This window comes from Bradyrhizobium sp. AUGA SZCCT0283, from assembly GCF_018130385.1.
In the GTDB taxonomy this organism is placed as follows: Bacteria; Pseudomonadota; Alphaproteobacteria; order Rhizobiales; family Xanthobacteraceae; genus Bradyrhizobium.
The window spans coordinates 1-24,924 of the sequence record NZ_JAFCLU010000051.1 but is presented as its reverse complement, the minus strand read 5'-3'; the positions used below and the strand labels follow the sequence as shown (position 1 = coordinate 24,924).

Genomic DNA, 24,924 nt, shown 5'->3' with positions numbered 1-24,924 from the left:
TTTCAGTTCGACAATTTGCGGAACGCAACATGATTCCTCTCGTTGGGATGACAGCTCAAAAGAGGCGCAAAATGAAACACGTCCTATCTGCTATCGTCATTTCTTTCCTACTAACAAATGTCACTATTGCTGAGGAAGCAGCAGTCCAGCCCGTCAAAGCAGACAGCGTAACCGAAGACTGTTCAAAACAAGTATGGCCCAATTTCTCGCCCGCGTGCCTCCGCAACACGGATCGAGCAGTCAATGTCCGTTTAGTAACAACCAACCGTCGTTAAAGCGGAACGCTTGGTCCGTGCTTCCGTTTGCCTTCGTCGATCAATTCATGGAGAGAATCATCATGAAGAAAGTCGTCTTAGGAACGTTGCTGATCGCGCTGGCTGGCTCGACTGCCGCCTTTGCTCAGGGCGGAGCCGCAACGGGCGCAGCTACCGGCGCCGTTGGTGGCGCTATCGTTGGCGGCCCGGCCGGAGCAGCTGTTGGTGCAACCGTCGGCGCAGTGGCCGGCGGAATTGCTGACGATTCGCGTCCGCGACTTCGTACATATGTGACCGGGCAGCGACATCACTCGTATCGGTATGAAAACGATCTCCGCGTCGGCGCCGATTTGCCTTCGAGCGGCGTGACCTACTATGAGGTCCCCAGGGAGTACGGCGTCACCAAGTACCGCTACACCGTCGTGAATGATCGCACCGTATTGGTCGATCCGGGCACTCATCGGATCGTTGAAATCATCGATTGATGAAACCAAAACGGCCCGCTTCGGCGGGCCGTTACATTTGTGGCAGCTCGCGCTTCAATCCGGGTCACGCGCGCATTTTGTAGATCTATCGGTTGAGTAGACGAATTTCCTCCTCGAGTTCGTCCGCCAGGTCCTTGAGATTCTTAGCTGTGACGCCCTCGGGGAACTCGCTGAGCAATATCCGGCATCTGACGAGCTGTTCGTGTAAGGCCTGCTTTTCTCGCTCCGCGTCCATTCGCGTTGGTCCTCGGACGAAGCCGAAAGGTTCAGCCCAGTATGCGAACACCGCTATTGCTCAGGGCACCGCCGACTTTCCAGCGCCTTGTCGATGGTAAATTCGGCATCCAGCACGGCGTCAGCACGGGTGAGCCGAACGCCGGTCCGGGTTCTGATTGAATCGAGAAAGACGATCCATTTCCAGCCTTGAGAAGGGTTTGTCATCGGAATGACTTCAAATTGGATAGGCTTGTATTCCATGACTCTCACTCAAGCGTCTTCAGTTATCCGAACGCGTATCGGATTGAGGCCGTGATACCCGCGGCAATGAGACTTGCGACTGCGGCCAGCGTCCAATCCGGTCGGGCGCTTCGAGAGACCAGCTGAATCAAAGTCTCTGCAAACTTTGCCATCCTGCCCTCACCAACTCTCTGACCCAAGCCGGGCCAGGTACGAGAGGCCACGGCACGTCAGCTCCTCAGGATCGCTTTCACCAGCCTCCCACCGTTCGTTAAGGTATCTCTCAAGCGAACAACGACGCGGGTCAGCCGCATGAATACCGCTGTGCGTGGCTAGGTGCACGGTCCAAGCTTGATCTACGGCGACCCTCAGCGGGAACTTGTCATCCATTCCTGGCCTCCAGAAACGCGGCGCTGCTAGATAATTCGATTGGGATGAGAAAGTTGCCACTTTTTCCCGACTTAAAATATGCCAGCCGGAGCCGGACGGTATGCGCTCTGCCAGAAGCCGCCGCCCGCGGAGCTTCGCCGAGCGTGATAGGATTCGCGCGGCGGCGGAGCGCAACGGCCGCTGTTCGCGTAGTCGCCGTATATCGCGAAGAACAGGACCCAGATCGCGCTGCCCGTTAAGGCTACCCTGAGGCGCGCCCGGGCTAAGTGTGAGACGGCGCCGAACATCGCCGCGAACTAATCGGGCCGACACTCTGGGCAAGCGTTGCCAATCGAGTCCAGTACGTCCCAAAACCTCGGCGACGGCCTGCTCTGGAGAGATATCGTTTGGCGGATACTGACGAGCGATGGAGACGGCGCGCTCTCGCGCATGCGGATCAGCTCGATCCTGCATCCAGCCGTGTTCTTCGTACTTCCGGATGGCGCCAGCTTCGTGCAAAACGGCAAACGCCCATCCGTAGAGCGTGCGAGCTCGCGACTCATCGAACCTCTCCCGCCAAAAGACGAATCCTTCGGCCAAAGAGTTGTTCCACCGCGCCGGGCAGTTCTAGAGCTTGGTGAGGTCGGTCACCTTCACCAGGCCGTTTTGAGGTGTGAAAGAAAGCGCCCGTTCGCTGCTTTGAGCCTGGGCCACCCCGAAGATCTGATGATCGCCGGTATCATAGGTGGAAATCGAGCCGCGATCATCGATGACCAAGCGACGGGTTGCGGGGAAAATTGCGTATCGGCGGTCGTTCTGGCCACCCACCGCTGCCGGGTGGCCCAAGCCGTTCGGCCACCAGGCCGGCGACGTCGCCGCCGACCGGTAGCTCACCTCCTCCGGCCTTGAGCCTACGTCACTGCCAACCACTCCAGATGCGGTGAGATGAGCGACGATATCCGTGCAAAGCGCGTCGAGCGTGGATTTGAGCTGGGTATTGAACATGTCCCCAACCATCGACATGCCCGGCGACCATTGCGACATCCCGCCAAAATCAGCGTGACTGAATTGCGCCATCCGTGCGCCTCCTCGACGAAGCGCAACAAGCACAACCCGTACTGCTGCTGGTGACAAAGAATGTCGCTTTGCCAAACGCTCGACAAACTTGTCCTCAGATTCCATCCGATGCTCTCCTGGCAAATGTCGCGAGACGCTCGTGATTCAATCCCTATCGCAGCGCGGTCTTTGATTTTTCTGCGTCAGGCGGGCGGCGCGTTTTCCCAAGCTCTGATAACGCTTGCCCTCTTTCGGGAGCAATCGACTTTTCCAGTCGGCGCGCCGCTCGGAAGTCTTCAAGGTAATCGATGCTCGGAGCGACGGCCGCTTCCTTGGTCAAAAGCAAATAGATTCGTCCAACCGCTCTTTGAAGACGCTTCAACTTGCCAACGGGCATTCGTCGCGCCCTGCAGATAGCTCTTGTGGCGTAAGCGTGCAGATAGTCGACAGCATCAGACATTTGGGATCTCCGAGCTTTCAACCGCGCCAGTTCCGTTCCGTTCCTGGGTTCGGCCGAAGTTCTCGTCATGCAAGGTGGGCCGACTTCGGAAGAGCCGACACGAAGCATCGTCCTGTCGTTCCACTTCGGGATCTCGGCAAATTCAACGGGTCCTGAACGCCCGGTTCACAACGCGTTCATTCGACTTGCCGCAAGTAGCCTGCTTGGGAGGACCACGTATGGCGAATGCAAAAGACCGCTTCGATGCTATCGGAATCGTTGTTGATTGGATAGACGCGTGCAAGCAGCGCCGCCTGGAAGCGCTGCTCGACCTGTACGATGACGGCGCTACCGTCGAATGTTGTGAAGGCGGCAACTTCACCGGTCGATCGGAAATGGAGCGATACTGGCGGCCACGGCTAGCCAGAGCTGGGCGCCGCGCGTTCACAATCGACGCCTTGATGCCGGAAGAGGATGGCGTTTCGCTCGACTATCGTGATTACGACGGACGCCCCATGAGGACGCACTTTCGGTTCAATCATGCAGGCAAGATTCGGCTAACGGCATGTGAACCTATCCAACTTGCTGCATGAACTCAGCGCTGGTAACGCGAGCGGCGGGTCCAACAACTCGCCGCCACAGCCCCTCACCGGGCTACATCACCGCTTTCTCCAGCGCGGCTGCCAGGTCTTTTGACGTATAGGGTTTGGCCAAATGCCCAAACTCAATCGACCGGTCGGCTGGCAACTCCGCGTATCCGGTTGCCAGGATGATGGGAATTTTTGGATTTCGCTCCTTGACCCGCTGGGCGAGTTCAAAACCGTTCATCCCCGGCATGGCGTAATCAGTCACGACGATGTCGAACGGAGCATCGCTTTCCAGCAGTTTGAGCGCGTGTGGCCCTGATTGAGCCTCGGTCACGCTATGACCGAGATCGAGCAACATATCAGCCGCCCCCATGCTCACCAAAATATCATCATCCACCAGCAACACCCGGAGGCTTCGCGCTTCCTTCGGTTGCGCAAGGGGCATATCCACATCCGCCGCCTTGCTGCCTTCCTTTGCTCGCGGCAGCCAGATCGTGACCGACGTTCCCTTCCCCGGTTGACTTCTGATACGCATCGTTCCGCCGGATTGCGCCGTAAATCCGTGGACCATCGACAGCCCAAGGCCGGTGCCTTTGCCTATGCCTTTGGTGGTGAAGAACGGCTCCTGCGCGCGTTCCAGCGTGGCTTCGCTCATGCCCTCACCGGTGTCGGTAACGGTGATACAGACGAAGGGATCTCGTGATAGCCCAATACTCTTCCCGCTCGCCTCGTTGTGACAAGCAATCGTCAGCGAGCCGCCCTGCGGCATTGCATCTCGGGCGTTGACGGCGAGATTGATCAGAGCCAGTTCGAGTTGGTTCGCATCAACCTCGATTGCTTCGACCTCCGGCGAAATCTCCGCGCGAATCTCGATGTTCGGACCGACGGAATGCCGCAAGAAATCCAGCATTTCGGGAATCAGTTTTTGCAGAGCGACAAATTCGACTTTCAATTCCTGCCGGCGCGCAAAGGCGAGCAGCCGTGTCGTGAGGGTAGCACCACGCTCGGCGCCCTGGATGGCCCGGTCCAACAAACGGGAAATCCGAGGCTCTTGCGGCACCGTCTTCTTCAGCAGGCTCAGGCTTCCCAATATGACAGCCAACAGGTTGTTGAAGTCGTGCGCGACTCCGCCAGTCAGCTGCCCGATGCTCTCCATCTTCTGGGATTCATGAAGCTGCCTCAGTGCGATCTCGCGCTCGCGGGTCCGCTGCTCGACCCGGCTTTCCAGTTCATCGTGACTTCTTTGCAAGGCGTCCCGTGCATCGCGCAGGGCGGCATCGGCCGCCGCCCGTTCCGTGACGTCGCGCCAGATTGTGGTGACGAAATCGCGTTGATCGGCACGCCAATGCCCAAGGGAAATCTCGAAGTTTCCGGATTTTCCATTCTTGTACCGGCCGACGACCGATATCGCAGCATCGCTTTTTTGATCGGCCGAACTTTTTGCCAGGGCGGAAACCAACTGGTTGTCCGGCTGCAACAGAATGTCGATCGGCTGCCCGAGCAACTCGGCGTGCCCGTAACCCAGTACATGATCCACTGCGCCGTTGACCCATTGAACAACGCGGTTGTCGTCGATTGTGATGATTGCGTCAGGCGCCGAATCGACGATCGCGTGGTACCGGGCGTTCTGACGCTCCCGCAATACCCGCTCTCGCGCAACGGCTACGGTGACGTCGGTGATCTGCAAAAGACAATAACTTGCATGCTCTGACGACACAGGACGTACAACGATATTGTGAAGGATCGGCTCTCCGCTTTCGCCTTGCAGGGGCAACAACGTATTCAGCGTGTGGGTCAGGATGCTGGAGCTGCCAACCTGAAACGCATCCTCGATGATACCGGGTAAGCGGGTGTTACGCACGTCAGGAAAGATTTCATATAAGGATTTTCCGATCACCTGCTGCGTCGGGCGTCGGGTGACGCGGGCCATCCAGGCATTCCAGCCGAAAACAAGCCCGTCGACATCGACCACAATGAGACCAATGTCGACAGTGTCAAAAACGAGACTGAATACAGGATCAGACAGGTTATCCAACATGACCGGATGGTTGCTTTTCGATGGCGTCGATAAAGTCGTTCACGATCGTCTTTAACGCGGCGATGGATGGCAAATCCATGAGGAGAGCGATGAACCCGTGCACATCCCGCGTCTTGATGTTGAAATCGATATAGAGGAACAGAACAAATTGTTCTCCCGACGCGGGTCCTTGCACCTCGAACAAGGTGGCTCCGTCTCCTCGAACGATGGATGGCAGTGACATCCGCATCGTTCGGTTCAAGACATTCGCGATCGTTGCGAGGCATCCGTTCAGAATGATATTACCGGTTTCAGCAAGGGCCTCTTGCTCTAGATCAATCACATCTTCCAGCGTGTGCTGGTCGCCGACAATCGAGCGAACCAGCTCCAGACTTTGCGCTTCCGGAAAGATCAAAAGCGCCTTGCCGGCGAACGGCCCTTCGAAAGTCTGCTGCACGGCCACGAGCTTCTTCGCGTTCTCGCGCTCGACCAGTCTCGACGCCGCCTCACGTGTTACGATCTTGACGGAGGGTACAGACAGCAGGACTTCTTCGCCCACCAGCAGCCGGAGACTGCTCGCGGCGCGGCTGACGCCCATATTGGCGATTTCGGCTAGTGCATCCTGTTCGATCTCGGTGAGTTTGCCCGCGTCCCCGGTCATGTCGTTGATTTCTTAAGCCGAAGCGCGGCGCCCGAAAGAAACGCGGCGAGACCTTCATCGGTCAAGGGCTTTGGAATGAAGCCGGCATTTAATTCCCGCGCACGTCCGATAATTTCATTTTGGACGTTCGCCGAGACGACGGCAACCGGCATATTCGGATGTGTCTTGCGGATGCTTGCAACAAGCTCCAAACCATCGATCCCAGGCATGTTGAAATCGATCAGCGCAATTTCAACGCCACCCCCGGAAACTGCGGCAAGCGCCTCGTCGGCGTTGGTGGTCTCCACCAACGTCCAGTTCGGCCGGATGCGCCGGAATGCGCTCGCCATCACCATGCGGGCGAGCTTGCTGTCGTCAACGATCAAGACTTTATGCATTTTTTAGGCTTCTCGTGGCTGAACGTCTGACCTATTCCGGTCATAGGCTGAAAGGCGGGAGGCCTATAGCTCTAAACTCTTGCCGTAAGGGGGTAAATGACCGGGTTACCCAGTTGGTTCCAATTTTGCGGCGACGCAGGGATGGCTATCCCGACGTCCCCTTTTGGGGCAGTTTTGGCGCCAGCCATTGCTGCACCCAGACGTCCCCGCAGGGTCCGATCGGGCTGTTGTCCGAAGCCATGATGACCTGGAGTACGGCCGTATGGAGTTGGCGACATTGTGTCCAGTCGATTATCGCACCCGGTGTTGCCTGGAGCATCTGCAAGAGGGACTCGGCATCTTCCACGGCGCACACGCCGTCAAGGACTATGATACCCTCATCGCCACGACGAATGGTCAAGGCAGTATCTCCTTCATGTCCAGGACCAGCAGGACCTGTCCATTGCCCAGCAATGTCGTCCCGGCATAGCCGCGTGCCCCGGACAGCAGCCCCTGCATCGGCTTGAGCACCACATCCAGGCGGTCGCGGACCGCGTCGATCTCGAAGGCGGCTATCTTGCCGGCCGCTTCCGTAACGACCAAAAGTCTCGGCTCGGCGGCATCCCTCTTTCGCCCGGGCAGCTTCATCAGCTCGGCCAACGAAATGATCGGCACCACGCGATCACGCAAAACGAAACCATCATTGTTCTTGATCGTGCTCACCCGGTCAGGCGGGACACGCACCGTCTCGGACACCGCTTCCATGGCAATTCCGAATGACTGTCCTCCTGCCTCTACCACCATGATCCGGGACATCGCGATAGTCATCGGCAGATCGAGCCGAACCGTGGTGCCGGCTCCCACTTTGCTCTCCAGCGAAACCCTGCCGCCGATCTGCTCAATTGCGGTGCGGACCACATCCATCCCGAATCCGCGGCCGGAAATATCCGATACGATTGATGCGGTCGAAAATCCGGCCGAGAAAACCAGATCGACAGCCGCCTCGTCCGTCAGGCCGGCCAGTTCATCGGGCGGCAATATCTGCCTTTCGAAGGCCTTGCGCCGCACGACCGCGGGATCGATGCCGCGGCCGTCATCCGCAACTTCAACCAGCAGGCGGTCTCCGCTCCGGGATGCCGCGATCGAGATTTTCGCAGCCTCTGATTTCCCTGCCGCGCGCCGTTGCCCGGGGTTTTCGACACCGTGGTCCAGGGCATTGCGCACCAGATGCACCATGGGTTCGAATAGACGGTCCATGATGGTCTTGTCGACTTCCGTAGCCTCTCCGCTCGTAGCAAGCGCAACCTTCTTGTCGAGCTGCCTGGCGACGTCGCGCACCAGCCGAGGAAAAGATCCAAACAGCTGAGCGACCGGCACCATCCGTAACTGCAGGACCGAGCCATGTAATTCAGTCACCAGACGATCGATGGCATCACGGTCGCGCTGGATTGACCTGGCGACCTCGCTGCCGTCAAGCTTCCGCTCGACTTGCCTGAGCGAATAAGACAGAGCGTTTCTTGCGACCACGAGTTCACCCGCCAAATTGACCAGGGCCTCGATTTTCGCCTCGCCGACGCGGAGCACGCGATCGGCCGGTCTTTCGGATGCTGCTTGGGATACGCCGTTGACGGCTGTTGAAGGGGGGCTGGCGAAGGCCGCAAGTGCCCTTTCAAGCGCAGACAACAATGGTCCGGCGTCCTGCTGCGCCAGCGCCAGAGCGCCGGCGCGCCCGACAGTATCGGCCAAGTCCAGACGCTCGCCGTGGCGCAAGGCATTTTCTGCCACGCGTGCCACTGCGCCAATGCAGCCCGCCAATTCGTCCGCTCGATCCGGTACACGCAACAGTTCGCATTGCGCCTCGATGACCTTGCAGATCAGGGATTTGTTGCCGGATCCAACGTGCACCTCCGCGGCAGGAAACGCTTCTGGCGGCACGCTGATGATCTGTGTCTGATCGGGCACCAGCCGAAACAGCGCAGCAATTTCGTCTCGATTGCCGATCGAAATGGCCCGCAAGCGCAGATTGCAGGCGTAGGGATCGATATCCGCAAGCGGCACAAAAGGTTCACGCGGCTCGATTTGAAATGCCAGCAGGCCCGGCACCTGCTGCATCAGATGAACCGGATCGTCGCCATTGTAGAAGCAGCCCGCGAAAGGCTCATATGAAATTGCCGTCGCCGTCATTGGCCCCTCCGGCATCCGCGATGTGATCGCATCGCGCTCCGCCGCGATCAGCTGCGAGACCCATTCGGGCAACAGCCCCTGACCTGCGTCGTTCGGAAGATCTGGTACGGACGCCGCTGGCTGCTCATCACCTCGACGCGGCAGAAACGATCGCAACCGTTGCGCCATTACGCGGCTGTCTTCCCCGGCTCGGGACGGCAACGCCCCGGCGGCCTCGAACGTGTCGACCCAGTGCGATACCTGATCGAGGCAGGTCAACGCTGCATCGACGATCTCGGCGCCGGCCCCAAGCGTTCCATGCCGTACGCTGTCCAGCAGATCCTCGGCGGCGTGGAGCACAATGCTCATGGCCGGCAGCTCGACCACGCCCGCAGACCCCTTCAGCGTGTGAAACGCACGAAACACGCTATCGATCCGCTCAGGCGACATGCCGTCGCGCTCCAGCGCGATAAGATTGTCCGTAGCCTGTCGGATAAGCTCGCGCGCTTCGGCAACAAATTGGTCCTCAAGGGCGCTCACAGCGCGACTCCCGCAAGAACACAGACATGCCGAACCAGTTCGGCCTCCGCCACCGGCTTCACGAGGTAGAAATTGGCACCGGCCACTCTGGCTTCCGCCATGTCCTGCTCACCGGACTCAGTCGAAATCATCAACGCCGGAAGCGTCGATACATCAGCAGCCGCGCCGGATCGTAGCAACCGCAAAAAGGTGAAGCCGTCCATTCGTGGCATATTGACGTCGACGATCACCAGATCGAATGATTCCGACAATACCTTCTCCATTGCCTCGATGCCATTGATCGCCTGCTTGACCTCGAAGCCTGCGATCTCTAGCGCAGACCGGTAGTAAAGCCGCACCAGCGAGGAATCATCGACCACCAGAACCTTTGCTTTGGCCGGCGTTGCCGTGTCAGCCATGATCTGCCTCCGGCCTTTGATAGACGATCGCGTCGGGAAACCGGGATACACGAAACAGCGGGGAGATCCGGCTCATGCTCTCCGAATGACCGAGACAAATGTAGCCGCCCGGCCGCAGGCAATCATAGAGATTTTCCGCGGCGAGCCGGCGCGATGCGTCGTCGAAATATATCAGGACGTTGCGGCAGAAGATGAGATCGAAATCGCGATACTGCGTCATATCCTTGGTATCGATCAGATTGGCCCGCGTAAATTCGATGGAATTCCTGAGGCCCTCGTCGATCTGATGGTTGCCGCCGGTGACCGGCCCGAAATAACGCCCGATAATATCGTGGGATAACCGCATCAGCGCGCGATCGCCATAGATGCCTTCGGCGGCGGCCTTGAGCGCGCGGGTGTCGATATCCGAACCGACGATCTCGATATTGTAGCTGTCCACCTGCGGCCAGTTCTCCATCAGCCAGAGTGCGATGGAATAAGGCTCCTCCCCTGTCGAACACGGGATCGACCAGATCCGTAATGTAGAGCCCGGCTTCTTTTGGCAGACAATGGCCTCCAGCAGGCTCGTAGTCATGCAGCGAAGCTGATGTTCCTCGCGGTAAAAATAGGTTTCGTTGACGGTGAAGGAGTTGATCAGATGCTCGATCTCTTGATCGGCATCAGCCCTCAGCAACGAGAAATATTCCTGAAACGACGATGAGCCGGTTGCAGTGATGCGGTCCTCGAGGCGCCGATCGATGAAATATCGCTTGCTCTCCGCAAACGACATACCGGTGCGACGGTAAAGAAATTCGCAGAAGCGCTGGACCTGCTCCGGAGAAATATGCACGGCAAACGACGATCCTTCCTTTGAATCGTCCATCGGGTCTAGCTTTCTTCGCCCGATATGCGGCTCATCGCTATGGAAACCGCGAACGGCAGGAACGGCGTCGCAGCAAAGCGCGCCGAACACCTCTCCAATGTCGGAAGCGCTTCCGGCGTTCCAACCTCGGTCAGGACATCGATCGCCGCGGCGCAGACGTTCGGGTGGTGCTCATGCTCGATCAACTCGCAAAGCAGGCGAGTGGCCTCGGAAGCCTCCATGTTGCGCGCCAGTTCGGTCGCAAGCAGGCGTACATCGGAATCGCCGTCGTTCAACAGCGGCGACATGAACGGCGCGATAGCCTCAGGCAGCGCCTGCAACGCTTCGATCGCCGCAGCCCGTACACTGGCCTCCTGCGACCGCAGGTATGGCAATAACACCTCGATGCTGGCCGCATTGCCGATGCGGATCAGCGCCGTCATCATGGCTTCGCGCACGCGGGGGATCGGCTCGCGGGCGAGAGCCACGGCAAGCGCCGGCACTGCGTCCGCCTGCCCCGCAAGCGCGCGAGCCGCCGTCCAGCGGCTGTCCGCATCAGGACTGTCCAAAGCGGCCTGCCGGAGGTCTGACGTCTCGCAGCTTGCTCCGCCCTTTTTGCCTCTAATTAGCGGCACAGGAATTCACCATTTCAATGATCGTTTCGGCAATATCTTCCAGCGGCCGTACCGCCTCGGCACCACCATTCTTCACCAGTTCACCCGGCATGCCCCAGACGATTGCGCTGGACTCGGCTTCGGCGATGGTACGCCCACCGGTGAGCCGCAGACGTTTCATCGCCTCGGCGCCATCATTGCCCATTCCCGTCATCATGACGCCGACCAGGTGAGAGGCTTCGAGGTGATCAAGCGCGCTGGCCACCATGCGTTCCACGCTTGGATGCCATAAATAGCTACCCTTGGCCGGCACCGGCATCGCGATGACGCCGGCCGCCCGAGGTGCGACCATTACGTCGGCATCGCCCTTCCCGATGTAGATGGTGCCGGGCTTCAGGGGCATCGGTCGATTGACCTCGACGACATCGAGGTCGCATTCCCGGTTAAGTCGTTTGGCAAAGGGCCCGGTGAAACTCGCCGGCAAATGTTGGGCGACAAGAATAGGCCAGGGAAAATCCGCCGGTAGTTGCGGCAGCACGATATCGAGCGCCGCCGGGCCGCCGGTGGAGGTGCCAATCAGCACGAGTCCCGGAAGCGTGGCACTCCCGGGCTTCATACCGACTTTCCCGATCTTTGCGACCGGTGACGGTGAGACGCGGCTTGGGCGGGGTCGCGACGCCAGCCCTGCGCCGCGAATCTGATGGCGAACGCGTTCAGTCAGCCGCAGGGTCCGCCGGATCCGGGCGCCGGATGCGGCTCGAACCTTTTCCACCAGCAGCGGTCGCAAGCGATCGATCTCCAGTGAAACCGCGCCACCTGGCTTGGCGATAAAATCGACCGCGCCGAGTTCAATCGCTTCCAGCGTCGCTTCGGCGCCTTCCGCTGTCAGCGAGGAAATCATCACGACTGGCCGCGGCGCCTCGATCATGATCCGGCTAAGGCAAGTCAAGCCGTCCATGCCGGGCATCTGGACATCGAGCGTTACGACCTGCGGATCGAAAGCACGAACCAGTTCGAGGGCTTCATTGCCGTTGCGAGCCGTGCGGATGTCGAAGTCACCCTCTGCGGTGAAGATGCCTTCGAGCAACTTCCGCATCAGGGCCGAGTCGTCAGCGATCAAGAGCCGGATCACGAAACGGTCACGGGTGCATCTAGTCTGGAACCGGCGAACTTTGCGAGAAGATCAGCCTCGACCTGATCGAGTAGCTGTGCGGGATCGACGAGCAGGATCAGTTGACCGCTGGCCTCAAGATTGACCAGGCGCGAGATCAGCCGCATCTGTTCGGGCGAAAGTTCGGGCGCCGGACAAATGGCATCGATCGGTACTTTCATGATCCTGGAGACGCTGTCGACAAGGAATCCCGCGGTCACCCCGCCGATCGCCAGCATGAGAATGCGACGGGAACCGAGCTGTTCCGTCCCGTTCAGATCAAAACGACGCCGCAGGTCCACGATCGGCACGACGCTGCCGCGCAAGTTCATCACCCCGTCGATGAAGGCGGGTGATTTCGGCAACCGGGTGATGTGCTCGGGTGGGCGGGCGATCTCGCTTACCGCGGCAATCGGAATGCCGTAGTCCTGATTGCCCAGCCGGAAAATAATGAATTGCTCGTCTGCCATGGCGTTCGTTTCAGGTTGCAACCCGGGTTCGCTGGCCCCCTGCTCGTCTAGGATACGCTGAACAAGCTCCGACCGAAACAACCGGTCAGGCGACAGCAACGCGACCAATCGCCGTCCGCCGTCGAGCCGGCAAATCGACGTAATCTCTGCGTCCCCCTCCCCGCGCGTCAGCAAAGTCGGCGCGGGGTCGACCATGTCCAGATCGAGACGGAGAATCTCCCGGGTCGCATCGATCACAATTCCCACGGTGCCTTCGCCGATCGACATGACAACGACCTTGCCGCGCGGTCCGTGTTGATCGCCGATCGGCAGACCCAGTAATGTCCGCAGCGACACCAGCGGCAGGAGACGGTCCCGCAGCGTCACCACACCCAACACGGCGGTTTCCGGACGGGGCAATTCCGAGACGTGGGCCGGCAGCGGAATGATCTCTCGCACCCGATCAATCGGCAAAGCATATTCCTGCTGGCCGAGATAGAAACTCAACAGCGAGATCAGCGCTTTCGCTGGCGTCCCGGCAGGCCCGCTTTTGGCGAACGATGTCCGGGTTTCTGTCGGCGCCGAAGAAGTACCGAGCCGAACGAATTGCCCGTGCAGAAGACGCCAAGGACTCAACAGCTTGATCGGGCTTTCGCCTTCGGCGCCTTTGATGACCCCGTCCAGCAGTGCGGGACCAACGGCGTCGGTGCCGCTGTCGTCCGTTTCAAGTCGGTCGGTGGCTACTGCCAACAGACCGCGGATGCCGTCGACGACGAACCCGACCGGATTGTCGCCGCGTACGACGATCACGCGTGTCGACTTGTCCATTGCTATGTCCGGCAGATGCAGCAGAGCCCGCAGGCTCACGACCGGCATCACGATGCCGCGAAGATTGGCCAATCCAAGCAGGCTCGGCGGTACGAGTGGCATATGAGCCAGAACCGGCGGCCGGATGATTTCCGCGACAACGTTAAGACGCAGACCGAAGGGCTCCTCCGCAAGCTGGAATACCAGGAGATCTTCGAGTACCTCATCGGTATCTGGCGCGACAAGCGCAGCTCTGTCTGTCGAAAGCTGGGCCTTCTTCCGAGTCTGTTCCCGTCTGCTAGCCATCGCGGCTCTGAATGGTTTCGGCCAGGGAGGCAATCTCCTCGATAGCCGCTGCGAGATCTTCTGTTCCTCTCGCCTGCTGCTTGGCAGCCGCTGCCGCCTGGGCCGACGCGCTGGCGGCTTCCTCGGCGACCGAGGCGACCTGGCGCGCACTTTGACTGACGTCCTTCATCGAAGCGAGGATCGCTTTGGCGCTGGTCGCGATCTGGTCGTTGCCGGCGGCGATCTGGGCGACGTCCTTTTGCACGATCTCGAAGCCGGCCAGCACAGCATCGGTCTTCTGGTTTTCCATCTCAGCGCTGCCAATCACGCGCTCCAGTTCGCGGCGCACGGCCGCAATCTGCCCCTGGATCGCGCGAACGGTCTCCTTGATGCGCGCGGCATTCTCGCTGGAATCGCGGGCGAGGCTGCGGATGTCCTTCGATACGACGGCGAACCCCTTGCCGAATTCACCTGCGCGCGCGGCTTCGACCGAGCCGTTTACGGCCAACATGTTGGTCTGAATCGACACCATGCTGATTCCATCGACAATCTTGTCGATACTGGCGCTGATGTTCTCAAGTCCGGCAATCATATCGAGGCTTTGACGCGTCGTTTCAATCGATCGCATCACGCCCTGCGACAGGTCGGTGATCTGCGAGCGGCATTCGCCGAGCATGGCGTCCATCCGCTGCGTGCGCTCCATCGATGCGACGGCGCTCTCGCGGAAAGATAGCGCGGTCTTTTCTACCTGGTTCATCGCCGCGCTGGCTTGCTGGGTCGCGGCAGCCTGCTGTTGCGCACCGCGGCTGATCTGATCGACCGCAGTCATGATCTGCGCAGCCGATCCCGACATTTCCTGAACCGCGGTGGAGAGCTGCTCGGCCGCGGAGGCGAGCTGATCGGCGCTGGTCGAAGCCATTTTGAGGTCGGTGGCAAGGACGGACAGGGACCGGGATGCGACTTGGCTCTCGTCGAGCACGCCGGCCTGCTGTTCAACGCTGCGAAGCGCCTCCGCCGCAGCAGCAGCCTGCTCTTCAGCAGCAGCGGAAATGATCTCAGCGCCCTTTTGCGCCTCGCGCGCTGCTGATTCAGCCTCCAGTGTCGCCACCGCGATGGATTGGCTGCCTTCGGCCAAAGCGCCGACTTCCCTGCGAAGTTCGCCCAGCGCCAGGATGACGGTCTGGCTCTTTTGGGCCTCATCCATCGCGGTGGTCGCCGCCGTTTTGATGATCGACGCCATCGAGCCCACCTGGGTTTCGATTTGGGCGGCGAGGCTTTGCACGTCTTGCGCGCTTTTTTCCGAGGTTTCTGCCAGTGCCCGAACTTCGTCGGCCACGACTGCGAAGCCGCGGCCGTGGTCGCCCGCACGCGCCGCTTCGATCGCCGCATTCAGCGCCAGTAAATTAGTCTGGTCGGAAACCTGGCTGACGGTCTTGGTGACATCGCCTATGCTCGCCGCCTGTTCGCTTAGTTGCGCCATGATATCGACGGTGCCGGCCTGGCGGTCGCCATTGTGCTTGATATTGCCGGCCCAGGTTCCGATTTGACTCGACGTCTCGAGCAGAAGCGATTCAACAGCCTCGGTTCGCCGTCGCGCGCCTTCGGCGCGATCCCGCGCTTGAACCAGCGTCGCCGCCGTGTTGGTAGCCACCGCCAGGGTTTCCTGAGCGGCGCTGGCAGCTTCCTCCGCTCCGCTGGCGATTTGCTCCATCGAGCGGCGTAGTTCCTCGGCGGCGGAGGCCGCCTCGGTCAGTCCCGCCGCGAGTTCCTCCGTTGCTGCCGCGATCCGCTCTTCGATCTTCTCTTGCCGGTTGCTCACTATCCTGGTTGGCCCCGGCTTGCGACGCGTCGAAGGCGATGTCGGTTTCGAAGCTGACTGCGGCACAAGGCGACGCGAGTCCACTTTGCCCGCCCCTAGTTCGGAAGTCTTCATCAGGGATCTTGGACCACTGGCCGCTAGAGTTTTGGAGGCAGTTGCGCCGTCCCCGTCTTGCGCTCCGGTTTTCGAGGGCGGTACGCTCCCGCTCCCTTGCCGGGAACGTGCCTTCGTGCGTCCAGTCGTGGCAGGCCTTTTCCGCATCGGAACCTGTATTCTTAAGTTTGCCAGTGGATTCGGCATGAAAATGGGAATATTTGACCGCTAAACTACGCACTCTTCACACGCCGATACAAGGTAAAACGACGAAGCGTCGCGCGAGTCCCAAACTGGGAAACCGGCCAAAGTCACCCCTGTGGTGTTAGGAAGTCAATCTCAAGCGATCGCTCCGTTCGAGCAGAAGTTGGAGCAGATTACATGCCGTCCGATCCGTTTGTACCCCTCAGCGACCTTGAGCGGGATGCTCTGGCCGAACTGTCGAATATTGCGATGGCAAAAGCGGCCAACAGCTTGCGCCAGATGGTTCAAAACGAGGTTCTACTGTCAGTTCCGTCAGTCGAAATCCTTACCAGCGCCGCGGCAGCACTACTGGTAGCCAAGCCAGACAATCCCAAGTTGGTTGCCGTCCGGCAAGACTTCGCCGGGGCGTTCTCTGGCCGGGCGATGCTTATCTTTCCGGAGCGGAATAGCCTCGAACTGGTGCGCGCCGTAGTTGGCCGAGAGCTCCCACTCGATGACATCGTGGATCTCGAAGATGAGGCCCTGGCTGAAACCGGCAATATCATTCTGAACAGCTGGGTCGCGACCATCGCCAACTTGCTGAAGAGCGGGCTCAAAATGTCTCTTCCGATCGTGATCCGCGGCGACAGCAATCAGATGTTCGAGAGCCCTCACTCCACCCTCGTCCTGTTCCTGCATATCAAGTTCGAGATCCGTCAGAAGGAAATCGGCGGTTATGTCGCCCTGCTCATGGACATCCCATCGCTGGATGAGCTCAGGACACTAATTGCCGGCTTCGTGAAATCTGTCAGCTAGTTGGAAACACCACACGAATCCGGCATGCAACATTTGTTAGAGGCTCCGCCATTACCATTCCCAGCCGCGAAGCACGCGTCCTGTTGTAGAACCGTCCTCATCCTTCTCGAGCCGCTCCCCGTTACACAGCCCGCTCGATCCTCGCCAGCACTCTCGTCGACAATAGCTCGGGGATACAATGTCGGCAGCCACATTTCAAAACTAAGAATGCTTTTCAGAAAGTTTTTCCCTCCCCAGGGGTGCCGAAAAGCACGATCGCGGGACTAATCGCACGAGCCACTCCGTCTCAGATTGCACGCTGCCAGAAAGGCGATACGAGCCGCGAGCCACGTTGAACCCTACAAAAGTAATTGTCAGTTTTCAGCTACGACATTGCGGTCGTAAACATCAACGGTTTACATGTGAACGTTCGACCAGTTGTAATTTTTAGGAGAATAAAAATTCTATGCGCTCCGCTGTTGCCTACATCCGCGTTTCAAAACCCAAACAAGGCCGAAGTGGATTGGGCTTAGAGGCGCAACAGACTGCCATCAGATTGTTCTGCGCACAGCACGGCTACGTGATTGAAGCCGAGTACCGTGAGGTAGAAACCGGCAAGGGTGCGGACGCACTGGAGCGCCGGCCAGAACTGGCGGCAGCTATGAAGTTCGCCAGGAAGCTCGGCAAAGGCAGCAAGGCACGTGCCGCGCCAGTCATCATCGCCAAGCTGGACCGACTAAGCCGCGACGTTCATTTCATCAGCGGTCTGCAACGCGTTCCCTTCATCGTCGCCGAACTTGGCCCCGATGTAGATCCGTTCATGCTGCACATTCACGCGGCCGTCGCCGAGAAGGAACGCAACCGGATCGCACAGCGGACCAAGGAAGCCATTGCCGCTGCTAAGGCTCGCGGCCAACGGCTGGGCAATCCTGACATCGGCAACATCCGGAAGGCCGAAGCTGAAGAACGTGCGACACATCTTCGATCCATCATCGAACCACTTCGTCGCCTTCCGGCGAAGCAGATTTCAGCAGTCCTAAACGAGCGAAAGATCTCCGCGCCGCGCGGAGGCCAGTGGCAGGCCACGCAGGTGATCCGACTGCTGCATCGCCTTGACCTCTCTCCAGCTTGATGCGCGGCTACCTCGCCGTCGCAATCAGCCCTTGACCTTTCGAGCGGGCGGAATCAGCAACACCTGAGGTTTTGGCGGCAACCCGCCCGAAGCAATGAGGTAAAGCTCGGCATCACTCAACTCTTCAGCAACAGCATCACGGCGATCGACGACCTGAGCGGGCTTTCCGTCGAGGCGGTCAGCAAGTTCCCGGATGGCTGCGAGATCGCCCTCCTCCGCCCTTTCGGTGAGTTTTTCCGCAATCCTGCGAAGTCGAAGCGGGTGGCTCAAGAGCGCTACCCTCAGCGCCTCGTTGAACGGCTTTTCGCGATTCACACTGCCGATCGGCCTTCCCATAGAGGCTCTCCCGATAACCGCGTCTTAAGCGCCTGATCCGACTCCCAATTCCGCGCTTGAACTACCTCTCCCGTGGCAAGTTGGAACAGGAAGAAATTTTCGATCCCGGACCGCGATGGCAATCACTGCACTGATCGATGACGTTCGGTACTGGCACCAAAACGGCGGATCATGATCAACCTTAATCGCCAAGCTTCAGCTTCCATTACGGAAAACGTGTGCAGACGCTCGGGTTGAACTACCTCGACGCCGTCGCCCCAATCTTCTGCCGTTGACAGCACATTGAAGGCCGCCCGTTTCACCGCCCTTAGGATAACCTCTTCTGGAATCGCCATCCAGTAGCTCTGGCCCTTGACGACGAAAAGCCCGAGCTGCGCCAGCAGCCCAAACTCACGGGCGAGAAGGCCGTTTTCGTCCGAGTAAAGACTAAGCGCCGCAACGTGGCAGCGGTGCTCCAATTCTCCAAAGATCTCCAACGCGGCGGCTGTGAGGTCAGGGATACCGTCCGCGTGAAGAAGCTGCACGTGGTCAGCAAATCGATGCTCGTTCAACGCCTGTGACCACAGACTCTGGGCTTCCGCCACCTTGGTGAGCCAAGCTGCAACAAAGCGGCAGTCCGGTTCATCGGGCATTTCGAGCAAAACATGCGGATTGGCAATCACCATCCTGTCGCCTCCACCTAACAATCATCCTGTTAGACTCGCCGTCGCGCCAACACACCCGTCGCCGGCACACGGCGCAAAGGTCTTGACGGCGCCGGCGCGCAAATACGGGATCAGCGGCGCTGCCGCCCGCGGCCTCGGATGGAAATCAGCCTCCCGGCGCTCGAAGTTGGATCGCTTGCCCATCAGCCGGCCCCCAGGGTCGGTGATGTCATTGACCGAGAAATAGACCACGCAGTCTCGTGGGTGAGACTAACAGTGCGTGTGGTGAGACTATGTAGTCTCATGGGTGAGGCTGGAGGTCTCCTACAGTCTCGTGGGTGAGACCATGCATAGTCTCGTGGGCGAGACAGTCTATAGCTATCCATCTGTACCCCACTTTGCTCTCTCTCGACTGGAATCGAGCGGAAGAATGTCGGCGCTGCACCACGCCTCGAAGTCACGAGAAGCCGGCTGGCCAGTGATGTCGCAATCGAACTCGGTGAGCCGCCAGCGTGTCGCCTGGCGCTTGAGGGCGAAGTGTCCCTTGGTCACGGCGACGATGAAACCGCGGTCTTGCAACTGGATCAGTGCCCGGGCGGCAGTAGCCGTTGAAACCTGTATGGCCTGGGCCGCTTGCCGTGCCGAGAATCCGATCTGGCCATTGTTGGTGCCGCAGTAGAGCATGGCAAGTTCGACGTAGATGGCGTGCGCGTTACGGTCGAGACTCCGCCAAGCCCGGCTCTGCATCATGCAGTAGGTGAGCCGGACATAACGGTTCGCCGCGGTGCGCCTTTTTTTCATGCGGATCGCCTCCCCCGGGCATAGGCGATCATCCGCGACTTCACCCAGCGCCTGACCTCGATCGATGGCTCGCGCGGCACCGGCTCCGCCCCATAGGGCGGCCAATTACCGAACCGGGTGCGGTACTGGTGCGCAACCCATCCCGGCTTGTAGCCGCACTCGGCCGCGATCGCGCCCAGCATGCCGTGCCATTCGCCACGGATGCCGGGATCATCGGGATTGGGTCGGGCCCTGCGCGAGGAACCGACGAGACCGAGATCGCCGTCGATCACTTCGACTGAGTATGGCGAGAGCGCCGGCAGATAGCCGCAGCTGAGACAGGCCAAGCCGCCAACGCGAGCGGCTCCACATTCCCGGCATTCGACGATCTTCGGTCCACCTGGCTGGTCGCCATCGCGGGCGGCATGGCTCGGATTCTCGGCGTGAAGATCCGGATCGAGCGTCCATCCGATGAAGTCCTCGGCGAAGCCCAGACGATAGGTGGCACCGGAATGATCAATGACGATGCAGTTCGTCTTGCCCGCTGCCGGCCGCAGCCCGCGGCCGACCATCTGGCGGTAGAGACCCAGCTGCTTGGTCGGCCGCGCCAGAATGAGGCAGCCGAGCGCCGGCATATCCCAGCCTTCGGTCAGCACCATGCAGTTCGTGACAACCTCGATCTTGCCAGAAGCCAACCGCAACAGTGTTGCGTCACGCTCGTCCATCGGCGTCGAGCCATCGATGTGTTCGGCGCGGACGCCGGACGCGATGAACTCATCGCGGATATGGATCGAGTGACGGACGCTGGTGGCAAAGCAGACGGTTTTGCGCCGATCGCCGAATTTGATCCAGTTGGTGACGATGTCGCCGACCAGTTGCGGCCGGTCCATGCGGTCGGCGAGTTCGCTTTCGACGTAGTCGCCGCGCCGGACGTGAACGCCATGCAGGTCAGGATCAACGGGCGCGTAGACGCGGGTCGGAACCAGGAAATTCTGCGCGACCAACTCGCCGACCTGCGGACATTGGATCATGGTGTGGAAGATGCTGCCGAGACCGCGGCCGTCGCCACGGCATGGCGTGGCGGTGAGGCCGACTAAGATCGATGTCGGATAGCGCTCGATGATCGACTGGTAGCTCTGCGCCACAACGTGGTGGCATTCATCGACGATGACGAGGCCGGCCTCGGGCAATTCCATCGTGCCTGCCTTAATGGCGCGGCGATGCAGCGTCTGCACGCTCGCGACCTGCACGAGTTCCAGCGGTCGCGGTCGGTCTCCGGGCCGAATGACGCCGTGCGGAATTCCGCGCAGTTTGTTGCTGGTCTGAGTGAGGATCTCGCGACGGTGCGCCAGAAACATCGATCCAGAACAGTTGCCACGGGCCTGTTCGATAATCGCCCGCGCGATCACCGTTTTGCCCGACGCGGTCGGCGCAACGATGATGATCCGGCGCTGCCCCGCCTCGACCGCGCGCCAAAATTTGGCGATCACCTCGACCTGGTACGGGCGCAGCACGTCGGTCATGGCGCGCCTCCCGATCTCGGGTGCTGCAAACCGGAGCCGCGGCCGCTGCGAATGGTGGCGTGCACGCTCTGCCATCCGTCGTCCTTGGCGAGGCCGTTCGTGAGGCAGGCTTGCTGGAGCGCGGCAATTACCTCAGTTTCAACAAGCTCGCCGCCGGCAACCAGCTGAAACAAACTGAAGGCGGCGCGGTTGAGCGTGTCATTGCGGCGGCCGGGCGGCGTGGCGGCGAGCGCAGCGACCTCAGCCAGTAAGGCTGCGCGGCCGTAGGCACCGGCAAGACGCGGCCTCCGGATGCTGGCCACGGCCCGCTCGGTGATCAACTTGACCGGCTTGGTGCGGGCCGCAGTGATCAACCACGCCGGTGCCGGTTCAATCGGTGCCCATGGATCGCCGAGGAAAGCGTAGCCGTGGCCTGTTTGATGGATAGAGGGCGGCACGACGACGTAGCCGTCGTCGCCCCGAGTGTCGACACCGGGACCGATCCTGCCAACGGTCGTGGGAATGGAACCGGGATACGCAAACCACATATGCTTACCCCTTGAGGTCACCACCGTGCGCGTCGTCGGAAGGGTTCCGTGTTTCACCTCGAGCACTCGCAAGGTTGCCGCGCCCTCGGCGCCATCAAGATCGAGCGCCCAGAAACCCGAGCTCACGCCGGTCGGAATCCCGATGTTGCGCTCGGGATCGGTCCAGTAGCGGCGGATAGTTGCAGGGTTGGTGGTCGCGGCGTGGAAGCCTCGCGCGACCGCCGGCGTCTTGCCGCGCGGCAAGCAAGGGAACACCGGCAGCCCGCGGGAGGCGTAATGGATGGCCGCGGCGAGAAGGTCGTGGCTCATGCCGGCCCCGGCCGGATCGCCGTCGGCGTCCACGGTCGGTCGCGGGATTGGTGCGATGTTGGATTTGAGCATGCATCGGCTCCTCGAATTGAGGACCGGCGCTTGCGGAAACCAAGGCTAGGATTATATTCCGGGATGTTGGTTCGCTTGCCGGAAAATGCTCCCTGGCCGCGCCGTCCCGCAGACGTCCCGGCCAGGGCTTTAGTCAGTGAATTTCAGATGCGAGTTGCGGTTGGCCACCGCGGGAAAAAGCCTTTGCGGCTCTACGGTGCCGTTACGACAGGTTGGCCACTGCAAGCTATTGAAACCACAGGAAAGTGTGACTTCCTCCGCGCTCACCAAGTAAAATCAATCACTTAAGGCAGAAAGTCGGTCCGGTTTACTTCCCAGATTGTCGGCTTTGGGAAGCGACTGGGAAGCCGTCTTGCAGTTACATCCGCCGGCAACGCCGGGATTGACAGCTTCGTTCTCGGCTTGGCGGTCGGCGCACTTCTGATGCTGTGCCTGGTTTGGGCGTACTATGCTGGCGAGTAAGCAATGAAGCATGAGAAGCTAAGCCTACCTCGATTCATTCAGTTCACGGGCTAGCGTGCTTTTTTGGCCGACCAAGCTTTGGTCGCGGCAGTTTTGGCTTCTTTATTCTGCGAGGCACAATTGTGACCTGAACATCAAAGCCTTCAAGTAACTTAAGAATACGGCTGAAGTCCGGGTCGATATCCCCTCCGAACGTCTTGTACAGCCGATCTCGACGCAGGCCTGTTGCGCGAGCAAGCGCCGACACATTCTGAGCTCGCATTACCTCGTTAAAGGCCTTGAGGATGGCCGCAAGATCGTCTGTCGCAAATGCCTTGTTCAGGTGCGCGGCAATGTTCAGGGGATTATCCCTCAAGCCCTCAGGATTAAATTCCGCCATTATCTTATCTACCGTCTGCTTTTCGATTATCCCTGTGTCTTTCCAGTTACAGCAATTTACGAGAATCCGTTTAGTGTTTGGAACTAAGATTTGGGTCCACAATGCCTTGGGGTGCACATATGAAGAAAGTAATTGCAGCGCTTGCCGTGACGGCGGCTCTCACTGGATCGGCTGCTGCGGCTGATCTCGGGGCTCGTCCCTACGCCAAGGCCCCGGCCCCCATGGCCCCAGTTTACAACTGGACCGGCTTTTACATCTTCGGCGGTGGTGGTGGCGGGCTTTGGAACGCCGATAGCAACGCGCAGACCTTCCCCGGTGGTGTTGCCATTACCCGCGATCAGCGGTTTGGTGGCAGCGGCTGGTTCGGAACGGTCGGTGGCGGCTATGACATGCAGTTCGCAGGCCGGTGGGTGGCCGGTATTTTCGGTGATGCGCAATTCGGAGATATCCGTGGCTCCCTCGGTGATCCTCTCTTCGGCACCGAAGGGCGCATGAAGCTTGAGACGAGCTGGGCGGCGGGCGTGCGCCTGGGCTATCTGGTGGCTCCCAATGTGCTGTCTTACGTGAATGGTGGCTACAGTGGTTCAGAATGGTCGGGTACCACTCAGACCAGCGTCTTCCTGCCTGTTGGCGTTGGGATCACCACAACGCCTTCCTTTGATCGTAATGGATGGTTTATTGGCGGCGGCGTCGAGAACAATCTGGACTTGTTCGGTATCTCAGCCCCCGGCTGGTTCATGAAGACAGAGTATCGCTCTGCCTTCTATGATCGCATCTCCTTGCCGACGACGTTCACCCCTACCTTCGGTGGTGGTCCGACCGGTGCTGCGGTGACTTTCAAGCCTTGGACGCAGACCATCAGCACCTCGCTGGTCTACCGCTTCAATTGGGGTGGAGCTCCGGTCAGCGCCCGATACTGATCCCTGTTCGCTTCAGCAGCTCAAAAGCCCCGGCATTGTCCGGGGCTTTTTTGTTTGCTCGCAGCGACGCACCTGGGGCGGCCTATGGTGGGCAGACCCGCGGCAGGCTGTCATGTGCCGGTCGATCGACGCCAGCGCATGGGCGAGTCTGTGCCGCTGGGGGATGGGGTACTGGCCTGTTTCGACCCCTAGTGGCCTAGTTTGAAAATGACGTTGGCCTAATTTGAGTTGTTAACGATTTCGCGAGGTGAGCTGTATTGACCACTATGTCGGCGACCGGACGTGCCAGATTGTTCCATCACCGCCCGGCCAGTGGCTTCCATCGGTGATGAGAACGCCGGTTGCGCTCCCCCCTACTCCAGGAATGGAGCAGCGCCATGCAGCGACGCAGTTTCAAAGAAAACACCCCACTCAATCAGCGTTTGACGGAGCAGGCAGAACGCCTGCGCAAAGAGGCCCAAGGCACGCCACCTGGGGTTATGCGCGACCAGCTCATTCGCCAAGCCCGGCAGGCGGAGACAGCTTCGCATATGCAGGAATGGCTTTCCTCTCCCGGCCTCCAGCCGCCCCGCTGAAAAAATGCTTACGCTGGTGGCTATATTGGCCGGACCTATCGTGGTGACGACCATCGTGACGATTGTCGTCTTCGAAATTAAGGACGCATGGGACCGTAACCGCCTGAGGTAGTATGGCCGCCTCAGCTGGCGGCCTCTTCGTGCCCTCAGGCCGCGTCGCCGGGATCGTGTCCCGCTCCGACCAATGCAGACACGGAAAGCGGAACGGCCCTCAATGACTCTGGGAAGGCCGCCGGTGCGGGTTCGGTTTGCGGGGTGCGGTGCCGGTCGATCGGCGCCAGGGCATGGGCGCCCACGCTGTTTACCCTTGGGTGCTGTGCTGCCCGCATGGTGTGATCAGATTCCAACACCGGCGGAAAATCAGCTTTATCTGTAGCGCGACAATCTGGATGGGAACACAGCGACAATCAGGATGGCCATTTCGGCGGTCGCGGCGAGAGGATGATTG

The 24,924-nt window shown here is 59.9% G+C and carries 26 protein-coding genes and 1 pseudogene; 6 read left to right on the top strand and 21 right to left on the bottom strand.

Annotated elements, in window-relative coordinates; translation table 11 throughout:
* Positions 1–337 precede the first annotated feature (337 nt).
* Positions 338–739: a DUF1236 domain-containing protein gene (locus JQ624_RS35815; protein WP_212423590.1), complete on the top strand. Its 402-nt coding sequence runs from the start codon at positions 338–340 to the stop codon at positions 737–739.
* 288 nt (positions 740–1,027) lie between these two features.
* On the opposite strand, the gene JQ624_RS35810 is transcribed toward JQ624_RS35815, so the two are convergent.
* The 4 genes and pseudogenes from JQ624_RS35810 to JQ624_RS35800 form a co-directional block, all read right to left on the bottom strand.
* Positions 1,028–1,216, bottom strand: coding sequence for a hypothetical protein (locus JQ624_RS35810; protein ID WP_212423589.1), 189 nt, complete (start codon positions 1,214–1,216; stop codon positions 1,028–1,030).
* Between the two features lie 665 nt (positions 1,217–1,881).
* Positions 1,882–2,164, bottom strand: a pseudogene (locus JQ624_RS39035) (hypothetical protein).
* A gap of 27 nt (positions 2,165–2,191) precedes the next feature.
* Complete coding sequence (locus tag JQ624_RS35805) at positions 2,192–2,746, bottom strand: hypothetical protein (RefSeq protein ID WP_212423588.1); 555 nt, start codon at positions 2,744–2,746, stop codon at positions 2,192–2,194.
* Between the two features lie 46 nt (positions 2,747–2,792).
* Positions 2,793–3,080, bottom strand: a complete 288-nt coding sequence (locus tag JQ624_RS35800) for a hypothetical protein (RefSeq protein WP_249130335.1) — start codon at positions 3,078–3,080, stop codon at positions 2,793–2,795.
* Between the two features lie 218 nt (positions 3,081–3,298).
* On the opposite strand from JQ624_RS35800, the gene JQ624_RS35795 reads away from it, so the two are divergent.
* Positions 3,299–3,652, top strand: coding sequence for a nuclear transport factor 2 family protein (locus JQ624_RS35795; RefSeq protein WP_212423587.1), 354 nt, complete (start codon positions 3,299–3,301; stop codon positions 3,650–3,652).
* Between the two features lie 61 nt (positions 3,653–3,713).
* Here JQ624_RS35795 and JQ624_RS35790 read toward each other — a convergent pair whose 3' ends face one another.
* From JQ624_RS35790 to JQ624_RS35745, 10 genes are all read right to left on the bottom strand, one after another.
* Complete coding sequence (locus JQ624_RS35790; RefSeq protein WP_212423586.1) at positions 3,714–5,684, bottom strand: PAS domain-containing sensor histidine kinase; 1,971 nt, start codon at positions 5,682–5,684, stop codon at positions 3,714–3,716.
* Positions 5,674–6,324 carry a chemotaxis protein CheX gene (locus JQ624_RS35785; RefSeq protein WP_212423585.1) on the bottom strand — a complete coding sequence of 217 codons (651 nt, stop codon included), beginning with the start codon at positions 6,322–6,324 and terminating at the stop codon, positions 5,674–5,676. The genes JQ624_RS35790 and JQ624_RS35785 overlap by 11 nt, the downstream gene beginning before the upstream one ends.
* On the bottom strand, positions 6,321–6,701 hold the full coding sequence (locus tag JQ624_RS35780; RefSeq protein ID WP_212423584.1) for a response regulator transcription factor: 381 nt from the start codon (positions 6,699–6,701) through the stop codon (positions 6,321–6,323). Before JQ624_RS35780 ends, JQ624_RS35785 begins: the two co-directional genes overlap by 4 nt.
* Before the next feature lie 396 nt (positions 6,702–7,097).
* Positions 7,098–9,383 (bottom strand): chemotaxis protein CheA, encoded by a 2,286-nt coding sequence (locus JQ624_RS35775; protein ID WP_212423583.1) that lies wholly within the window; start codon positions 9,381–9,383, stop codon positions 7,098–7,100.
* A complete protein-coding gene (locus tag JQ624_RS35770; RefSeq protein WP_212423582.1) occupies positions 9,380–9,781 on the bottom strand; it encodes a response regulator transcription factor in 402 nt (133 codons plus the stop codon). Before JQ624_RS35770 ends, JQ624_RS35775 begins: the two co-directional genes overlap by 4 nt.
* Entirely contained in the window at positions 9,774–10,643 is an 870-nt protein-coding gene (locus tag JQ624_RS35765) for a protein-glutamate O-methyltransferase CheR (protein ID WP_212423581.1), read from the bottom strand. Before JQ624_RS35765 ends, JQ624_RS35770 begins: the two co-directional genes overlap by 8 nt.
* Positions 10,644–10,648: 5 nt before the next feature.
* Positions 10,649–11,257 (bottom strand): HEAT repeat domain-containing protein, encoded by a 609-nt coding sequence (locus tag JQ624_RS39630; protein WP_312014553.1) that lies wholly within the window; start codon positions 11,255–11,257, stop codon positions 10,649–10,651.
* Complete coding sequence (gene cheB, locus JQ624_RS35755) at positions 11,244–12,368, bottom strand: chemotaxis-specific protein-glutamate methyltransferase CheB (RefSeq protein ID WP_212423580.1); 1,125 nt, start codon at positions 12,366–12,368, stop codon at positions 11,244–11,246. The genes JQ624_RS39630 and cheB overlap by 14 nt, the downstream gene beginning before the upstream one ends.
* Positions 12,365–13,948, bottom strand: coding sequence for a chemotaxis protein CheW (locus JQ624_RS35750; RefSeq protein ID WP_212423579.1), 1,584 nt, complete (start codon positions 13,946–13,948; stop codon positions 12,365–12,367). Before JQ624_RS35750 ends, cheB begins: the two co-directional genes overlap by 4 nt.
* Positions 13,941–15,746, bottom strand: coding sequence for a methyl-accepting chemotaxis protein (locus JQ624_RS35745; protein WP_312014552.1), 1,806 nt, complete (start codon positions 15,744–15,746; stop codon positions 13,941–13,943). Before JQ624_RS35745 ends, JQ624_RS35750 begins: the two co-directional genes overlap by 8 nt.
* Positions 15,747–16,220: 474 nt before the next feature.
* Between JQ624_RS35745 and JQ624_RS35740 the strand changes: the two genes are divergently transcribed.
* Both JQ624_RS35740 and JQ624_RS35735 read left to right on the top strand, forming a co-directional pair.
* Positions 16,221–16,838: a chemotaxis protein CheX gene (locus JQ624_RS35740; RefSeq protein WP_212423577.1), complete on the top strand. Its 618-nt coding sequence runs from the start codon at positions 16,221–16,223 to the stop codon at positions 16,836–16,838.
* A 445-nt stretch (positions 16,839–17,283) separates the two neighbouring features.
* Positions 17,284–17,949 (top strand): recombinase family protein, encoded by a 666-nt coding sequence (locus JQ624_RS35735; RefSeq protein ID WP_212423576.1) that lies wholly within the window; start codon positions 17,284–17,286, stop codon positions 17,947–17,949.
* 24 nt (positions 17,950–17,973) lie between these two features.
* Here the strand turns inward: JQ624_RS35735 and JQ624_RS35730 are convergent, their stop codons facing one another.
* From JQ624_RS35730 to JQ624_RS35700, 7 genes are all read right to left on the bottom strand, one after another.
* Entirely contained in the window at positions 17,974–18,285 is a 312-nt protein-coding gene (locus JQ624_RS35730) for a hypothetical protein (protein WP_212423575.1), read from the bottom strand.
* A 122-nt stretch (positions 18,286–18,407) separates the two neighbouring features.
* Positions 18,408–18,950, bottom strand: coding sequence for a hypothetical protein (locus tag JQ624_RS35725; RefSeq protein ID WP_212423574.1), 543 nt, complete (start codon positions 18,948–18,950; stop codon positions 18,408–18,410).
* A 21-nt stretch (positions 18,951–18,971) separates the two neighbouring features.
* The gene (locus JQ624_RS35720) at positions 18,972–19,181 is read right to left on the bottom strand and encodes a hypothetical protein (RefSeq protein ID WP_212423573.1); all 210 of its coding nucleotides are present in this window, start codon (positions 19,179–19,181) and stop codon (positions 18,972–18,974) included.
* 126 nt (positions 19,182–19,307) lie between these two features.
* Positions 19,308–19,730 carry a hypothetical protein gene (locus JQ624_RS35715; RefSeq protein ID WP_212423572.1) on the bottom strand — a complete coding sequence of 141 codons (423 nt, stop codon included), beginning with the start codon at positions 19,728–19,730 and terminating at the stop codon, positions 19,308–19,310.
* Positions 19,727–21,232, bottom strand: a complete 1,506-nt coding sequence (locus JQ624_RS35710; RefSeq protein ID WP_212423571.1) for a DEAD/DEAH box helicase — start codon at positions 21,230–21,232, stop codon at positions 19,727–19,729. Before JQ624_RS35710 ends, JQ624_RS35715 begins: the two co-directional genes overlap by 4 nt.
* Positions 21,229–22,140 carry a bifunctional DNA primase/polymerase gene (locus tag JQ624_RS35705; protein WP_212423570.1) on the bottom strand — a complete coding sequence of 304 codons (912 nt, stop codon included), beginning with the start codon at positions 22,138–22,140 and terminating at the stop codon, positions 21,229–21,231. The genes JQ624_RS35710 and JQ624_RS35705 overlap by 4 nt, the downstream gene beginning before the upstream one ends.
* 505 nt (positions 22,141–22,645) lie before the next feature.
* A complete protein-coding gene (locus JQ624_RS35700; RefSeq protein ID WP_212423569.1) occupies positions 22,646–22,981 on the bottom strand; it encodes an addiction module antidote protein in 336 nt (111 codons plus the stop codon).
* Positions 22,982–23,100: 119 nt separating this feature from the next.
* Between JQ624_RS35700 and JQ624_RS35695 the strand changes: the two genes are divergently transcribed.
* Positions 23,101–23,901, top strand: coding sequence for an outer membrane protein (locus JQ624_RS35695; RefSeq protein WP_212423568.1), 801 nt, complete (start codon positions 23,101–23,103; stop codon positions 23,899–23,901).
* A gap of 377 nt (positions 23,902–24,278) precedes the next feature.
* On the top strand, positions 24,279–24,476 hold the full coding sequence (locus JQ624_RS35690) for a hypothetical protein (protein WP_212423567.1): 198 nt from the start codon (positions 24,279–24,281) through the stop codon (positions 24,474–24,476).
* The last annotated feature ends 448 nt before the right edge of the window (positions 24,477–24,924 follow it).

What these genes read in the sequence shown, in the direction of transcription:
- JQ624_RS35740 (WP_212423577.1), top strand. Translation starts at nt 16,221, where the DNA reads ATGCCGTCCGATCCGTTTGTACCCCTCAGCGACCTTGAGCGGGATGCT.
- JQ624_RS35750 (WP_212423579.1), bottom strand. Translation starts at nt 13,948, where the DNA reads ATGGCTAGCAGACGGGAACAGACTCGGAAGAAGGCCCAGCTTTCGACA.
- JQ624_RS35800 (WP_249130335.1), bottom strand. Translation starts at nt 3,080, where the DNA reads ATGTCTGATGCTGTCGACTATCTGCACGCTTACGCCACAAGAGCTATC.
- JQ624_RS35695 (WP_212423568.1), top strand. Translation starts at nt 23,101, where the DNA reads ATGAAGAAAGTAATTGCAGCGCTTGCCGTGACGGCGGCTCTCACTGGA.
- JQ624_RS35700 (WP_212423569.1), bottom strand. Translation starts at nt 22,981, where the DNA reads ATGGCGGAATTTAATCCTGAGGGCTTGAGGGATAATCCCCTGAACATT.
- JQ624_RS35805 (WP_212423588.1), bottom strand. Translation starts at nt 2,746, where the DNA reads ATGGAATCTGAGGACAAGTTTGTCGAGCGTTTGGCAAAGCGACATTCT.
- JQ624_RS35790 (WP_212423586.1), bottom strand. Translation starts at nt 5,684, where the DNA reads ATGTTGGATAACCTGTCTGATCCTGTATTCAGTCTCGTTTTTGACACT.
- JQ624_RS35785 (WP_212423585.1), bottom strand. Translation starts at nt 6,324, where the DNA reads ATGACCGGGGACGCGGGCAAACTCACCGAGATCGAACAGGATGCACTA.
- JQ624_RS35765 (WP_212423581.1), bottom strand. Translation starts at nt 10,643, where the DNA reads ATGGACGATTCAAAGGAAGGATCGTCGTTTGCCGTGCATATTTCTCCG.
- JQ624_RS35770 (WP_212423582.1), bottom strand. Translation starts at nt 9,781, where the DNA reads ATGGCTGACACGGCAACGCCGGCCAAAGCAAAGGTTCTGGTGGTCGAT.
- JQ624_RS35810 (WP_212423589.1), bottom strand. Translation starts at nt 1,216, where the DNA reads ATGGAATACAAGCCTATCCAATTTGAAGTCATTCCGATGACAAACCCT.
- JQ624_RS35710 (WP_212423571.1), bottom strand. Translation starts at nt 21,232, where the DNA reads ATGACCGACGTGCTGCGCCCGTACCAGGTCGAGGTGATCGCCAAATTT.
- JQ624_RS35705 (WP_212423570.1), bottom strand. Translation starts at nt 22,140, where the DNA reads ATGCTCAAATCCAACATCGCACCAATCCCGCGACCGACCGTGGACGCC.
- JQ624_RS35730 (WP_212423575.1), bottom strand. Translation starts at nt 18,285, where the DNA reads ATGGGAAGGCCGATCGGCAGTGTGAATCGCGAAAAGCCGTTCAACGAG.
- JQ624_RS35715 (WP_212423572.1), bottom strand. Translation starts at nt 19,730, where the DNA reads ATGAAAAAAAGGCGCACCGCGGCGAACCGTTATGTCCGGCTCACCTAC.
- JQ624_RS35725 (WP_212423574.1), bottom strand. Translation starts at nt 18,950, where the DNA reads ATGGTGATTGCCAATCCGCATGTTTTGCTCGAAATGCCCGATGAACCG.
- JQ624_RS35815 (WP_212423590.1), top strand. Translation starts at nt 338, where the DNA reads ATGAAGAAAGTCGTCTTAGGAACGTTGCTGATCGCGCTGGCTGGCTCG.
- JQ624_RS35735 (WP_212423576.1), top strand. Translation starts at nt 17,284, where the DNA reads ATGCGCTCCGCTGTTGCCTACATCCGCGTTTCAAAACCCAAACAAGGC.
- JQ624_RS35690 (WP_212423567.1), top strand. Translation starts at nt 24,279, where the DNA reads ATGCAGCGACGCAGTTTCAAAGAAAACACCCCACTCAATCAGCGTTTG.
- JQ624_RS35780 (WP_212423584.1), bottom strand. Translation starts at nt 6,701, where the DNA reads ATGCATAAAGTCTTGATCGTTGACGACAGCAAGCTCGCCCGCATGGTG.
- JQ624_RS35795 (WP_212423587.1), top strand. Translation starts at nt 3,299, where the DNA reads ATGGCGAATGCAAAAGACCGCTTCGATGCTATCGGAATCGTTGTTGAT.